Origin of the sequence: Streptomyces sp. NPDC057136 (assembly GCF_042670885.1) — a bacterium.
In the GTDB taxonomy this organism is placed as follows: Bacteria; Actinomycetota; Actinomycetes; order Streptomycetales; family Streptomycetaceae; genus Streptomyces.
The window spans coordinates 104,407-118,695 of record NZ_JBHUUV010000023.1 but is presented as its reverse complement, the minus strand read 5'-3'; the positions used below and the strand labels follow the sequence as shown (position 1 = coordinate 118,695).

The following is a 14,289-nucleotide window of genomic DNA, read 5'->3' as shown; positions in this document are numbered from 1 at the left end:
GGATAACTGCGGCGGCGCCGAGCGGTGGAACGGAGCCCGGGGCACGGGTTTCGGAGTGCGGCCGGGCGGGTGCGGACATGGCGATGGCCCGTTGTCCGGGCCCTGCGGGGCAGGGTCCGGACAACGGGCCATCGGCCTGGTCACGCTCCGGCGGTCACGGCCGATGAGTCGCGCCGGATGAGTCGCGTCCGATGAGTGGTCAGCTCCCGGACGGGACCTTCTCCGGTCTCGCGGCGCCTCGGCTGTCAGATGTGCACGGCCGTCAGATGGCGGCCTTCTTGAGCCGCCGCCGCTCCCGCTCGGAAAGCCCGCCCCAGATACCGAACCGCTCGTCATTGGCAAGCGCGTACTCAAGGCATTCGGAACGGACCTCACAAGCGAGACAGACCTTCTTGGCCTCGCGGGTGGACCCGCCCTTCTCGGGAAAGAAGGACTCGGGATCGGTCTGGGCGCACAGTGCGCGCTCCTGCCAGCCGAGTTCCTCGTCCGCGTCCTCGACCAGCAGTTGCTGGAACAGCTCGGTCATGTGCGCCCCTCGTCTGTCTCTTGCGTCCCCGTGGTGCGGCCGTTACTGATTGCGGCCGAACGACACGAGTGAAATTACAAGTGTGTATCTCCAGGCCAGTCAAGCGAAGATCTGGTATTGGCCCCGGGATTCACTCTGCGGAACCAAGCGTATGCGGAAAGTGTTCAAATCGTCAAAAACCTGACATATGCCATGTGCCTGGCGCGTCATCCGCTCTCACTGTGCGAGACGACCGGGACCCCCGAATTGTTGCGATTCGATCACCGAAGCGATCAAGATCACAGTCGGGTCACGGGACCTCAACAGCGTTTAACGGTGCGGTTGATGCGCCACATCTCCGCTGGGGTGGCTGCACAAACCTTTCTCCGGCCTACGCAACCGGATGAGGTGAAACATTGCCGTCAAATCGGCCATTGGGTTGACAGAGGTGCAGAGAGCCGGTCTCCTTGACTGCATGCCAGCGACCGCAGCGATGTACGCAACCCACGTCCGTGGGTTCCGCAGCGCTGTCCAGGCCCGCTGTTGCTGTTCCAGCTGTCACAGCTGTTGAAGCCCTAGCGCTCCAGCTCTGATCCAGCTCTTCGATTCCGCGCGACTCTTTAGCTTCCGCGATTCGTCAGCCCCGCGACTCTTCCCCACGCCGAGGAACCACCGCACCCATGAACAGCGACAGCGACCTTCAGATCGCCGGCGACATCCTCGAGGTCCAGCACCTCCTGCAGCCCGCCCGCGAGCACCCCTCCACCGTGGCCGAGTTCGTCGGCCTGGCCCGTTCCATCGCGGCCGACCGCGCCCAGTGGGCGCCCCTCGTCCAGTACGACACCGCGAGCCGCTGGTACCACCGGCTCCGCAACGTTCCCCAAGCTCTCGGCTCCGCTCGAGCGGGGGAGACCCCACTCGGCTACGAGGTCTGGCTGCTCAGCTGGGTGCCCGGCCAGGGCAGCGGGCTCCACGACCACGGCCTGTCGTCCGGCGTACTGACCGTCCTGGACGGACAGTTGACCGAGCACACGCGCCGCGGAGCGCGGGCCCTGGAGGCCGGTGCACAGCGCGTCTTCGCGCCCGGTTACGTCCACGAGGTCGTCAACGACTCGCTGGAACCGGCCGTCAGCCTGCACGTCTACTTCCCCGGCCTGACCGACATGCCGATGCACGCGGCGCAGTGCGCCCCGGCCGCCGCGGATGTCGTACCCGCCTGACAAACTGCTGTGCATGCGCATTGTGGTTCTGGCCGGCGGTATCGGTGGTGCTCGTTTTCTGCGTGGCCTCAAGCAGGCCGCGCCCGACGCGGACATCACGGTGATCGGCAACACCGGCGACGACATCCATCTGTTCGGGCTGAAGGTGTGCCCCGACCTGGACACCGTGATGTACACCCTCGGCGGTGGCATCAACGAGGAGCAGGGCTGGGGGCGTACCGACGAGAGCTTCCACGTCAAGGAGGAACTCGCGGCGTACGGCGTGGGACCGGAGTGGTTCGGGCTCGGCGACCGTGACTTCGCGACCCATATCGTCCGTACGCAGATGCTCGGCGCGGGTTTTCCGCTGAGCGCGGTGACCGAGGCGCTCTGTGCGCGCTGGAAGCCGGGGGTCCGGCTGCTGCCGATGACCGACGACCGGGTCGAGACGCATGTGGCGGTCGATGTCGACGGCGAGAGCAGAGCCATTCACTTCCAGGAGTACTGGGTGAAGCTGCGTGCCTCGGTCGACGCGCAGGCGATCGTGCCGGTCGGCGCGGAGCAGGCCAAGCCGGCGCCGGGCGTGCTCGAAGCGATCGCGGAGGCCGATGTCATCGTCTTCCCGCCGTCGAACCCGGTGGTCTCGGTAGGCACGATTCTGGCCGTGCCCGGCATCCGGGAAGCGATCGCCGAGGCCGGGGTGCCGGTTGTCGGCCTCTCCCCCATCGTGGGGGACGCACCGGTGCGGGGCATGGCCGACAAGGTGCTGGCGGCGGTGGGTGTCGAGACGACGGCCGCCGCGGTGGCGCAGCACTACGGTTCCGGGCTGCTCGACGGCTGGCTCGTCGACACGGTGGACGCCGGTTCGCTCGAGGAGGTGGAGGCGGCGGGCATCCGGTGCCGGGCCGTGCCGCTGATGATGACGGACGTGGACGCGACGGCCGAGATGGCGCGGCAGGCGCTGGCGCTGGCCGAGGAGGTACGGGCGTGAGCGACGCTCCTGCCGAGGCGCCCTCCTACCGGGTGTGGGCGCTGCCGGGGATTCCTGAGGTGCGGGCCGGGGACGACCTCGCGAAGCTGATCGCGGGCACCGAGCCGGGGCTGGTGGACGGGGACGTCCTGCTCGTCACCTCCAAGATCGTCTCCAAGGCGGAGGGCCGGATCGTGCGGGCCGCCGACCGGGAGGCGGCGATCGACGCCGAGACGGTACGGGTGGTCGCGCGGCGCGGGACCCTGCGGATCGTGGAGAACCGGCAGGGTCTGATCATGGCCGCAGCCGGGGTCGACGCGTCGAACACGCCTGCCGGGACCGTTCTGCTGCTGCCCGAGGACCCCGACGCCTCCGCCCGGGTGATCCGGGACGGGCTGCGGGACACGCTCGGGGTGTCGGTCGGGGTGCTCGTCACGGACACCTTCGGGCGTCCCTGGCGCAACGGTCTGACGGATGTCGCGATCGGGGCGGCGGGGGTCCGGGTGCTGGACGATCTGCGCGGCGGTACCGATGCGTTCGGCAATCCGTTGAGCGCGACGGTTGTCGCCACCGCGGACGAGCTGGCTTCGGCCGGTGACCTGGTGAAGGGCAAGGCGGCGGGGCTGCCGGTCGCGGTGGTGCGGGGGCTGTCGCATGTGGTGGCGGGCGGTGAGGGTGCGGTCGAGGGCCTTGCGGGTGCCGGCGTTGCCGACGGCGATGTGGGTGCTCGGGCGATGGTGCGGGGCGCGGCCGATGACATGTTCCGGCTGGGGACGTCCGAGGCGGTACGTGAAGCGGTGACCCTGCGGCGCACAGTGCGGGAGTTCACGGACGAGCCGGTGGACCCGGGGGCGGTCCGGCGGGCGGTGGCCGCGGCGGTGACGGCTCCGGCGCCGCATCACACGACGCCGTGGCGCTTCGTCCTGCTGGAGTCGGCGGAGTCTCGGACCCGGTTGCTGGACGCGATGCGGGATGCCTGGGTCGCGGATCTCCGACGTGACGGCAAGAGCGAGGAGTCGATCGAGCGGCGGGTACGGCGGGGCGATGTGCTGCGCCGGGCACCGTATCTGGCGGTGCCGTGCCTGGTGATGGACGGCTCGCACACGTACGGGGATGTGCGGCGGGACACGGCGGAGCGCGAGATGTTCGTGGTCGCGGCGGGTGCGGGGGTCCAGAACTTCCTGGTGGCGCTGGCGGGCGAGCGGCTCGGTTCGGCGTGGGTGTCCTCGACGATGTTCTGCCGTGACGTGGTGCGGGAGGTGCTGGATCTGCCGGCCTCGTGGGACCCGCTGGGCGCGGTGGCTGTGGGACATGCGGGGGCTGCGCCGGCTGAGCGGGGGGTTCGGGCTGTGGAGGCCTTTGTCGCGGTGCGGTGAGGTGGGCGGGGGGGGGCTGAGTTTCTGGGGCCGCCCCCAGGGTGCCGTTTTGTCCTCAATCGCCGGACGGGCTTGATTTGCCGACCGGACGGGTTTGACGTGCAGGCCGGACGGACCTGATGTGCCGAGCGGACCGGTCTGACGTGCGGGCCGACGGGCCTGATGTGGTGACCGGACCGGTCTGACGTGCCGACCGGACCGGCCTGATGCGGTGACCGGACCGGTCTGACGTGCCGGCCGGACCGGCCTGATGTGGGGTCAGAGGTGGGCGATGTTGCCCGGGGTCATTCGGGGGGCTCTTCGAGGTGGGGTGTGGCCCGAGAGCAGGATCAGGCGGGTCGCCCTGTGGCGTTGGCCCTCGTACGGGGTGAGCAGGGCCAGCATCTCCTCGTCGTCGGCGTTCCTGTTGCCCGCCAGGGCGTAGCCGACGATGCCCGGGAGGTGGAAGTCGCCGACGGAGACCGCGTCGGGGGCTCCGTTCGAGCGCTGAAGAGTTTCGGCCGAGGTCCAGGGGCCGATGCCGGGGATCAGTTCCAGGCGGGCGGTGGCCTCGGGCAGGTCCATGGCCGCCGCCTCTTCCAGGCGGCGCGCCACCCGGACCGCGCGCAGGATCGTCGCCGAGCGTTTGGCGTCGACTCCCGCGCGGTGCCACTCCCAGGACGGGATCAGGGACCAGGTCCGGGCATCCGGCATCACGTACAGCTGGAGTGCGGCGAAGCGGGGGCCCGCAGGGCCGGGGGCCCGGGTGCCGTGGGCGCGGAGCAGGAGGCGCCAGGCGCGGTACGCCTCGTCGGTGGTGACCTTCTGTTCCAGGATCGACGGGATCAGGGATTCGAGGACCAGGCCGGTACGCAGAAGACGCAGGCCGGGGCGGCGGTGCCGGGACAGGGCGAGCAGGCGGTGGCGCGGACGGAAGGCGTCCGGATCGTCCGTATCGCCCAGCAGTTCCGGGAGCTGGTCAAGGAGCCACTGCGCGCCGGGGCCCCAGGCGGATGCCTCGATGCGGCCGTCGCGGGCGGTGAGGCGGAGCGTTCCGGGGCCGGCCGGGGTACGGGTGGCCCGCCAGAACGACCCGTCGGGAAGCGCCCGGAACGTGGGGTCCGCCGGGCCCCGGCGCAGCGGGCCGAGGACGAGCCGCAGGTCCAGCGGCCCCGGCGGGGTCCAGTCCCGTGTGACGGCCTCCGACACCACCGGAGCGTCCGCGGCCGACGGCGTCGCCTGGTGCGGAAGCGCCGCTCGGTGGGTGCGGGGTACGAAACGTCCTGCCACGGGTGAGGTCCTCGAAAGTCGGTGGGTGCCTATCGAGGGTAAGGCCGGCCGGCACGTGGGGGCCGGTCGTTCACTGGTCGGACGAGAAGCGGACCGAGGCGTCCGGGAGGGTCGCGCCGCACCAGATGCGGACTCCGTCGCGCAGTTCGTTGTCGGCGCCGACACGGGCCCCGTCGCCGATGACCGCGCCCGCCAGCACCGTACGGCTGCCGATTCGGGCGCCCTCTCCGACCAGGGAGTCCGTGATCACCGCGTAGGGTTCCACGACCGCGTCGGCCAGCACCGTGGACCCGTCGATCCTGGCACCTTCGCCGATCACCGCGCGGTCGCCGATGACCGTACCTCCGGTGAGTTTGGCGTCGGGGGCGACGGATGCGGTGGGCAGGACCAGGCGGTCGCCGCAGCGGCCCGGGACCGGGACCGCCGGGGACGGGGCGCGGCCGAGGACGAGGTCGGCGGAGCCGCGTACGAACGCCTGCGGGGTCCCGAGGTCCAGCCAGTACGTGGAGTCGACCATGCCCTGGAGGTGGGCGCCCGAGGCGAGGAGTCCGGGGAAGGTCTCGCGTTCCACGGAGACGGGGCGGTCGTCCGGGATGGTGTCGATGACCGACCGGCGGAAGATGTACGCCCCCGCGTTGATCTGGTCGGTGACAATCTCCTCGGGCGTCTGCGGCTTCTCAAGGAAGGCGGTGACCCTGCCCGTACCGTCCGTCGGCACGAGGCCGAAGGCGCGCGGGTCCTCGACCCGGGTCAGGTGCAGGGAGACGTCGGCCCCGGACGTGGCGTGCGAGGTGACCAGCGCGCGGATGTCGAGGCCGGTGAGGATGTCGCCGTTGAAGATGAGCACCGGCTCGTCCGGCCCCGAGGTGAGCCGGGGGGCCACATTGCGGATGGCGCCCCCGGTACCGAGCGGTTCGCGCTCGGTGACGTACTCGATGGAGAGGCCGAGCGAGGAACCGTCGCCGAAGTACGGTTCGAAAACCTCCGCCAGGTACGACGTCGCGAGCACGATGTGCTCCACACCCGCCGCCCTGGCGCGTGCCAGCTGGTGGGTGAGGAACGGGACACCCGCCGCGGGCACCATCGGCTTCGGGGTGTGCACCGTGAGCGGACGCAGCCGGGTGCCCTTGCCGCCGACCAGGAGGATCGCTTCTTTTGCCTCTGTCACAGCACTGTCTCTGCTTCCTGCTGGGGCCGGGCCTCGTTTCGGCTGGCCAGTGTATGCAGACCCGGGGATCGACCCCGGTCAGCGGCCCTGCAGGCGCGCGGAGGTGGACCGGGCCGTGCCGAGCTTCCTGTAGAGACGGATTCCGGGGCATTCGGTTGCGAACCCGTCGCGGTGCCCGGAGATGACGTTGAGTTTGACCTTCGCACCCTTTGCGTACTTGCCGCTGCCGCCGGAGACGAGCGTGACCTTGCCCTTGGGGTTGCGGCCGAACAGACCGAGCTTCCAGGCGGTGAGCTTGGCAATCGCGGTGACCGCGGCGGCGGGCGGGTTCGTCGAGCCGAACGTCCCGAGTACCGCGACGCCCATGCTGTTCGTGTTGAAACCTAGGGTGTGGGCCCCGAGGACCGCCTTCGACACGCCCCCGGCGCGTCCTTCGTAGATGTTTCCGCACCTGTCGACGGCGAAGTTGTAGCCGAAGTCGCGCCAGCCGCTGCTCTTGACGTGGTAGCGGTAGATACTGCGCAGGACGGACGGCGCCTGGGCGCAGGTGTAGTTGTTGCCGGTGGCGCTGTGATGGACGAAGGCGGCTTTGACGGTCGTTGTGTAGGCGAAGGTGCGCTCGCGCAGGCTCTCGTCGGCGCCCCAGCCCTTGCGGGTGACGATGCGCGGACGCGGTCCCACGAAGGGCTTGGCACCCGCTCCGACGACCGCCTGTTCCTCCGACTCGGCCTTGCTCAGGGCGGAGATCTCGGCGGCACCCAGCGGGGCGAGGTCGGCGTTGACCGCGGAACTCTCGGCCGCGGCCACGGACTCCGGGAGCGCGCCGGGCTGGGCGGCGGTGGCGGGCGTCGCGGTGCCCGCCGACGGGGCGCCGGCGGCCGGGGTGCCGTCGGCGCGCGGCTGCTCCGGGTCGTCGCCCGGGTCGACGAGTTCCACCTGGAGGCCCGCCGGGAGGGGCGCGGTGCCGTCGGCGCCGCTTCGCGGCCCGGCGCTCTCGGAATGTACGTGTACCTCGACGCCGTCCGAGTCGCCGACCCAGAGGGGGCTGGTGGAGCCGCGCACGGTGCCCGATTCGCGCTCGGGGCTGCCCGCGTCGGCGGCGTGGTCGCCGTTGTGGGTCTCGAGGGACTGCCAACCGGACCACTTGGTGGTGCCGGTGGCGCGGGTACGGATCTGGACGGTGCCGTGGAGTTCGGCGTCCGCGTCGTCCCAGACGACGCCGACGAGCGAGAACGGGCGGACGTCCCGCTGCCGCAGCCCCTGTCCGGTGGAGGCGGTGGGACCGGTGGGTGTGCCGGTGGCCCGGGTGGGCGCGGGAGTGAGCGGCGACAGGGGCAGGGACTGGGTCGAGCCCGGCAGTTCGGCGGCGGAGGGCTCGGCCGACTCGGTTGCTTCGGCGGGGACGAGTGCGGGGACGGGTGTGGGGACGGGTGCGGCCTGGGTCGCGGATGTACGGACGACGGGGGCGGCGGGAGCGGGCGCGGCGAGCGGAAGGGTGAGGGCCGCCGCGCAGGTGACGCCGATGGAGGTTGCAAGAAGAGCACTCATACAAATGATCCTTGGCATACAGGGGCAACTCCGGCCACCGGGGCGTACGAAGGCTCCTGACGCCTCGTCTGCCGAACCGGTGTACGCGACGCCCGGCACCCCCGCCCCGGCCGCCCCGGCCCGCGTACCCTTGTGCGGATGAACTCCAGCGACCGCGCCCCCGCCGACCTGCTGCGATCCGCGCTCGCCGCGGACCCGGCCCGCCCTCTGATCACTTTCTACGACGACGCCACCGGAGAGCGCGTCGAACTGTCGGTGGCCACCTTCGCCAATTGGGTGGCGAAGACCGCCAATCTGCTCCAGGGTGATCTGGCCGTGGAACCGGGCGACCGGGTCGCCCTGTTGCTGCCCGCGCACTGGCAGTCCGCCGTCTGGCTGCTCGCCTGTTCGTCCGTCGGTGTCGTGGCCGACGTCCAGGGCGACCCGGCGTCGGCCGACCTCGTCGTCACCGGTCCGGACACCCTGGACCGTGCGCGTGCCTGCCGCGGCGAGCGGGTCGCGCTGGCCCTGCGTCCGCTGGGTGGCCGTTTCCCGCAGGCTCCCGAGGGGTTCGCGGACTACGCGGTGGAAGTACCGAGCCAGGGCGACCGCTTCGCCCCGTACGCGCCCGTGGACCCGGAGGCGCTCGCGCTGGTCGTGGGCGGCGTGGAGCTGACGGGAGCACAACTGGTCGCCCGGGCCCGTGAGGATGCCGCAGGGCTGGGGCTGGCGTCCGGATCGCGGCTGCTGTCGGGGCGTACGTACGACACCTGGGACGGACTCGTCGCCGGGCTCTTCGCGCCGCTGGCCGCCGGGGCCTCCGTGGTGCTGTGCCGTCACCTCGGGCAGCTGGACGAGGAGGGCCTCGCGAAGCGCGTCGAGAGCGAGCGCGTCACCAACACCGCGGTATGACAAGCGCCCTGAAGGTCACCTGTACGGCCCATGGCGAGCCGAGCCCCCAGGGCTGAGCGTCAACTGCGGTACATGATCGGCGGTACAGACCAGTCTCCCGAGTTACACAACCAAGCGTGAGGTTCAGCCGTCTACTCCTGCGACCGGCGGCCCATCGCGCCGCCGACCGTGAAGGATGGACGCAGACGTGACGGACAGTGCTGGCACGCCGGCCGACCCGGATCAGCCGGGCCACCAGGCCGAGGACGCGCCGCAGGCGGGGGCGCAGGACGGGTCCGGGGCCACCACCCCGCAGGACGGACCGCCCGCGCCCGCAGCGGATCCGAAGAGCGGGCCTGAGACCGAGAACGCGGCCGGTGACGGCGCCGTGCAGACCTGGTCCGAGCGACCCAAGGGCGGGCTCCCCACGGGATACAAGCGCCACTGGCTCCGGTGGACGGCCCTCGCCGCCTCGTTGGTCGTCCTGGTCGCCGCCGGGGCCGGCTGGTGGCTGTACAGGAAGCTCGACGGGAACATCAAGACCGATACGAGCGCCGCCGCCGAACTCAGGGCGTACGAGAAGGAACGGCCCACGCCGATCGCGGTGGACGCGCAGAACATCCTGCTCATCGGCTCCGACAGCCGGTCCGGTGACAACCGCAAGTACGGCCGCGACGACGGCGGCAGTCAGCGTTCGGACACCACGATCCTGCTGCACCTCGCCGCCGACCGGCGGAGCGCCACCGCCGTGTCCATCCCGCGCGACCTGATGGTGGACATCCCCACGTGCCACACGGCCGACAAGAAGGCCACCGCCGAGCGGTTCGCCCAGTTCAACTGGGCCTTCGAGGTCGGCGGCACGGCCTGCACGATCCGTACCGTGGAGCGGATGACCGGCATCCGGGTCGACCACCACATGGTCGTCGACTTCAACGGCTTCAAGGACATGGTCGACGCCGTGGACGGTGTCGAGGTCTGCCTCAAGGAGCCCATCAAGGACGCGGACGCCCATCTGGAACTCCCGGCGGGGCGCCAGAAACTCGATGGCGAGGCGGCGCTCGGATACGTACGCGCCCGTAAATCCATCGGGAACGGCAGCGATACGGAACGAATGGACCGCCAGCAGAAGTTCCTGGGCGCTTTGGTCAACAAGATGCAGAGCAATGGCGTCCTGCTCAACCCCACGCGCCTCTATCCGGTCCTCGACGCGGCCACGAAGTCGCTGACCACCGACCCGGGGCTCGACTCGCTCCGGGATCTGTACGACCTGGTGCGCGGAATGCGGAACGTACCGACCGACAAGGTGCAGTTCCTGACCGTGCCCCGGCAGCCGTACCGGGCGAACCCCAACCGGGACGAGCTCATCGAGCCGGACGCGGGCCGCCTGTTCAAGCAGCTGCGTGAGGACGCATCCGTAGCGGTGGCGCCGGCCGACGAAATCAAATCGTCCGAATCACCGGACATCGACCCCACCGAGAACGACCCATCCGACGGAAAGCCGGACGATTCGGGCTCCACGAATCCGAGCCCCGCACCGACCTTTTCGGGCTCGAATGCTGCGGATGACCTGTGTAAGCAGTAAAGCAATTCCCAAGCCTCCGACGACAATCGGCGAGGAATGGGAAGTATGCCCGGTTGTAAGGGGCGTGCAATGTGTCACGACCGTCCCTGGACGGCTAAGTGGCCGGATAGTGTGACGCGATCCGGTGCTCCCGACCCTCAGGTCGCGCACTGCTTCAGCGAAGGACCGAGCGCCTTTTCGGGGGAGGCGCCTCGCGTGGCACCGACGGAGGACCCAAGCAACCGTGGATGCGCATAGCCGTGGGCGGACGGACGAAACCGACCCCGCAGACCAGTGGGTACTCAACCCGCAGACCGGTGATTACGAGCTGCGACTGGACCACTCCGGACCGCGTCCGGCGGGCGGCCCCGGTGTCGGCCGCAGAAGCGGCTCCCCCACCGGTGACCCGCGCGACGGCTCCCGCAGGCACTCCGACGCGGAGCCACGGGTGCCCCGTCAGCGCGGGCGCCGCCCGGCCGAGAACGGCCGCACCCCCGAAACCGCCGGCGCGCCCGTCGGCCGCCGTAAGCGCAAGCCCCCGAAGTCCCGCAAGAAGAAGGCGCTGCTGTGGACGGGCGGGGTGATGGCCTTCGTGATCGTCGCGGGCTCCACCGGTGCGTACGCGCTCTACCAGAAGTTCAACAGCAATCTCGACACCATCGACGTGGGCGACGCGGGCAGCAAGAGCGTCACCTCCGACGGTCCGCTCAACATCCTGATCATCGGGACGGACAAGCGGACGGGTAAGGGCAACGAGGGGTACGGCGACAAGGGCAGTACCGGTCACGCCGACACCAACATCCTCTTCCACGTCTCCGCGGACCGCACCAACGCGACGGCGATGAGCATCCCCCGCGACCTGATGACGGACATCCCGGACTGCGAGACGACGCAGCCGGACGGCTCGAAGGAAGTCATTCCGGGCACGGAGAACGCCCGCTTCAACGTCAGCCTCGGCCAGGAGGGCCGCGACCCCGGCTGCACCATGCGTACGGTCAAGGAGATAACCGGTATATCGGTGAACCACTTCATGATGGTGGACTTCAACGCCGTCAAGGAACTCTCCACCGCCGTCGGAGGCGTGAAGGTCTGTCTGGCCAAGCCGGTCAAGGACCCCGACTCCCACCTCGACCTGCCGGCCGGAGTGTCCACGATCCAGGGCGAGCAGGCCCTGGCCTTCGTCCGTACCCGGCACAGCTTCGGCAATCAGAGCGACCTCGACCGGATCAAGATCCAGCAGCAGTTCCTCGGCTCGATGATCCGGCAGATGAAGTCGGACGACACGCTCACGAGCGCCTCGAAGCTCTACAAGCTCGCGGACACGGCGACCAAGGCACTCACGGTCGACTCCGGCATCGGATCGGTCAAGAAGCTGATGGACCTCGCCAAGGTGCTCGGCAAGGTCGACACCAAGAACATCACCTTCGTCACCATGCCCGTGATCGACAACCCGGACGAGCCGGAGCCGATCACCGTGGTCGTGGCTCCGCAGAAGGGTGAGCAGCTGTTCTCGATGATGCGCAACGACACCTCGCTGACCGAGGTGAAGAAGCAGGAGAAGCAGCAGGAGAAGGCCGCCAGGAGCAAGCAGGCGGCGCTGCTCCAGGGGCCGCAGGCCGAGGCGGCCGATGTGCGCGTCGACGTCCTCAACGGCGGCGATGTCGCGGGCGCGGCGGGCGCCACCGTCACCTGGCTCCAGAACGAGCAGGGCGTACTCAAATCCACGAACAAGGCGAACGCCCCGGCGAAGATCAGCAGGACGACGCTGGAGTACGCGCCGAATCAGGCGGACCAGGCCCGCAAGCTCGCAGAGCTGATGGGACTGCCCGCCACAGCGATGAAACAGGGCACCACCGACGCCGAGGGACTTCAGGCGATGGTGCTCACCCTGGGGGCCGACTTCAAGGGTGCGGGCATTCCCGTCACCGGTCCGGCAAAGGCGCCGGACAACATTCAAAGGGCTAGCGCCGACAAGGCGGAGTGCGCCAAGTGACCTTGCGTCAGCGCGCCATACGGAAAGTCTGAGCAGGGGGGCCTGGTGGGACGGAGCAGTACGCCTGGGGAGGGGACGCGGTCGCGCGTCCGGCACGACCGTCAACCCGACAGGGGAGACGACTTCCATCGGAGCGAGGACGGCGAAGGCCGGAGCGGTACCCGGGGCGGGGGGCGCCGGGGCAGAGGCGACGGCAGGGGCGACGACGGCAGGCCGCCGGCCCCGCCGGAGGGCGGGCATCGGCGCGGCGGGCCCAACCGCCGCTCCAGGCGGTCGGCCAAACGCGGGAAACGCCGCATACTCCGCTGGGTCTCGTCCGTTCTCGCCCTGCTCATACTCGCCACCGGCGCCGCCGGTTACTTCTATTACGAGCACCTCAACAGCCAGCTCCGCAAGGGCAAGCGGAGCGCGGGCAACAGTGCGGCCAAGAAGACCGAACCGAACGCGGCGGGCCAGACCCCGCTCAACATCCTGATGATCGGTTCGGACGACCGTAACTCGAAGGAGAACCTCAAGCTGGGCGGCTCGAAGAAGTCCGTCGGAGCCAAGCCGCTCGCCGATGTCCAGATGCTTCTGCACGTGTCCGCGGACCGCAAGAACGCCTCGGTGGTCAGCATCCCGCGCGACACCCGGGTCGACATGCCCGCCTGCGTGGACCCGAAGAGCGGCGAGGAGTTCCCGGCCAAGAACGCCCTCATCAACGAGACGCTGGGCCGCGGCGGCGCCGGCTGCACGCTCGACACCTGGGAGAAGCTGACCGGCATCTACATCGACCACTGGATGATGGTCGACTTCGCCGGTGTGGTCGACATGGCCGACGCGATCGGCGGCGCCTGGGTCTGTGTGAAGGACGACGTCTACGACGTCCCCAAGCCCAGGGTTCCGGGCGGCTCAGGTCTGCGGCTGAAGGAGGGACGGCACAAGATCAAGGGCAAGCAGGCCCTCCAGTGGCTCCGCACCCGCCATGCCTTCGAGAGCGACTTCGGGCGGGCCAAGGCCCAGCACATGTACATGAACGCGGTGATCCGTGAGCTGAAGAGTCAGAACGCCTTCACGGACACCGGGCGGCTGATGAACCTCGCGGAGACGGCCACCGAGTCGCTCCAGGTGTCCGAGGAGATCGGCACGGTCAAGAAGCTGTTCGACCTCGGCATGCAGCTCAAGAACGTGCCGCTGGACCGCCTCAACATGCTGACCATGCCGCGCATTCCCGACCCGGAAGACCCCGAGAATCGGGTGCTGCCGAAGCCTGGTGCGGCGGAAAAGCTCTGGTCGTTGCTGCGCGACGACCGGCCGCTCGACAAGAAGGGCCGCGACGCGGAGGCCGAGAAGCGCAAGAAGGAGCAGGCCAAGCAGGAGGCGGCCGACGCTCCCGATCCGGTCGCTGCCGACGCCCTCGACGTGACCGTCGTCAACGGCACCGGTGCGGACGGCGCCGGGGCGACCCAGGGCCGGGCCGGCACGATCACGGAGCTGCTCCGGACGAAGGGCTTCACCAAGGCGCAGTCGGCGTCGGAACCCGGATCGGCGCTGACCACCCAGGTGACGTATCCGAAGGCCGCGGGCGCGCAGGGCAAGGTGGACGCACTGTCCCTCAGCAAGGCGCTGGGGCTGCCGGATTCCGCGGTGAAGGTGTCGGTCGAGGCCGATTCCGTGACGCTGACCGTCGGTTCGGACTGGCGGACGGGTAACACCTATCCGAAGGCGCTGGACGACAACAGCGACCCGCTGGACGGTACGGAGGCGGAGAACGCGGCTGACGAGGGCGCCTGCATGGACGTCTACTGGCCCTACCGCACGCCGTGACGGTGAAGCCGTGAGGCTGTGACG

Annotated in this window: 11 protein-coding genes; 7 read left to right on the top strand and 4 right to left on the bottom strand. The window is 69.8% G+C overall.

The annotated features are described in order from the left end of the window. Window positions 1-262: 262 nt before the first annotated feature. Window positions 263-526 carry a WhiB family transcriptional regulator gene (locus ACFT7S_RS25445; RefSeq protein WP_014046372.1) on the bottom strand — a complete coding sequence of 88 codons (264 nt, stop codon included), beginning with the start codon at window positions 524-526 and terminating at the stop codon, window positions 263-265. Between the two features lie 659 nt (window positions 527-1,185). Here ACFT7S_RS25445 and ACFT7S_RS25440 point away from each other — a divergent pair. The 3 genes from ACFT7S_RS25440 to ACFT7S_RS25430 are packed head-to-tail and all read left to right on the top strand — an operon-like array spanning window position 1,186 to window position 4,050. Then, window positions 1,186-1,725 (top strand): cysteine dioxygenase, encoded by a 540-nt coding sequence (locus ACFT7S_RS25440; RefSeq protein ID WP_382735574.1) that lies wholly within the window; start codon window positions 1,186-1,188, stop codon window positions 1,723-1,725. Between the two features lie 13 nt (window positions 1,726-1,738). Further along, a complete protein-coding gene (gene cofD / locus ACFT7S_RS25435; RefSeq protein ID WP_382735572.1) occupies window positions 1,739-2,695 on the top strand; it encodes a 2-phospho-L-lactate transferase in 957 nt (318 codons plus the stop codon). Continuing rightward, window positions 2,692-4,050: a coenzyme F420-0:L-glutamate ligase gene (locus tag ACFT7S_RS25430; RefSeq protein WP_382735570.1), complete on the top strand. Its 1,359-nt coding sequence runs from the start codon at window positions 2,692-2,694 to the stop codon at window positions 4,048-4,050. Before cofD ends, ACFT7S_RS25430 begins: the two co-directional genes overlap by 4 nt. A gap of 258 nt (window positions 4,051-4,308) precedes the next feature. Here ACFT7S_RS25430 and ACFT7S_RS25425 read toward each other — a convergent pair whose 3' ends face one another. The 3 genes from ACFT7S_RS25425 to ACFT7S_RS25415 form a co-directional block, all read right to left on the bottom strand. Then, window positions 4,309-5,319, bottom strand: coding sequence for a DNA-3-methyladenine glycosylase family protein (locus ACFT7S_RS25425; RefSeq protein ID WP_382735568.1), 1,011 nt, complete (start codon window positions 5,317-5,319; stop codon window positions 4,309-4,311). 70 nt (window positions 5,320-5,389) lie between these two features. Next, entirely contained in the window at window positions 5,390-6,487 is a 1,098-nt protein-coding gene (locus ACFT7S_RS25420) for a sugar phosphate nucleotidyltransferase (protein WP_382735566.1), read from the bottom strand. Between the two features lie 78 nt (window positions 6,488-6,565). Then, window positions 6,566-8,035 (bottom strand): N-acetylmuramoyl-L-alanine amidase, encoded by a 1,470-nt coding sequence (locus ACFT7S_RS25415; protein ID WP_382735564.1) that lies wholly within the window; start codon window positions 8,033-8,035, stop codon window positions 6,566-6,568. A 138-nt stretch (window positions 8,036-8,173) separates the two neighbouring features. Here ACFT7S_RS25415 and ACFT7S_RS25410 point away from each other — a divergent pair, with 138 nt between their 5' ends. The 4 genes from ACFT7S_RS25410 to ACFT7S_RS25395 all read left to right on the top strand — a co-directional run bounded on the left by ACFT7S_RS25410 (window position 8,174) and on the right by ACFT7S_RS25395 (window position 14,265). Continuing rightward, window positions 8,174-8,926 carry a TIGR03089 family protein gene (locus tag ACFT7S_RS25410; protein ID WP_382735562.1) on the top strand — a complete coding sequence of 251 codons (753 nt, stop codon included), beginning with the start codon at window positions 8,174-8,176 and terminating at the stop codon, window positions 8,924-8,926. A 175-nt stretch (window positions 8,927-9,101) separates the two neighbouring features. Beyond that, window positions 9,102-10,487, top strand: a complete 1,386-nt coding sequence (locus ACFT7S_RS25405) for an LCP family protein (RefSeq protein WP_382735560.1) — start codon at window positions 9,102-9,104, stop codon at window positions 10,485-10,487. 223 nt (window positions 10,488-10,710) lie between these two features. Next, the gene (locus tag ACFT7S_RS25400) at window positions 10,711-12,459 is read left to right on the top strand and encodes an LCP family protein (protein WP_382735558.1); all 1,749 of its coding nucleotides are present in this window, start codon (window positions 10,711-10,713) and stop codon (window positions 12,457-12,459) included. Window positions 12,460-12,504: 45 nt separating this feature from the next. After that, window positions 12,505-14,265 carry an LCP family protein gene (locus ACFT7S_RS25395; RefSeq protein ID WP_382735556.1) on the top strand — a complete coding sequence of 587 codons (1,761 nt, stop codon included), beginning with the start codon at window positions 12,505-12,507 and terminating at the stop codon, window positions 14,263-14,265. Window positions 14,266-14,289 lie beyond the last annotated feature (24 nt).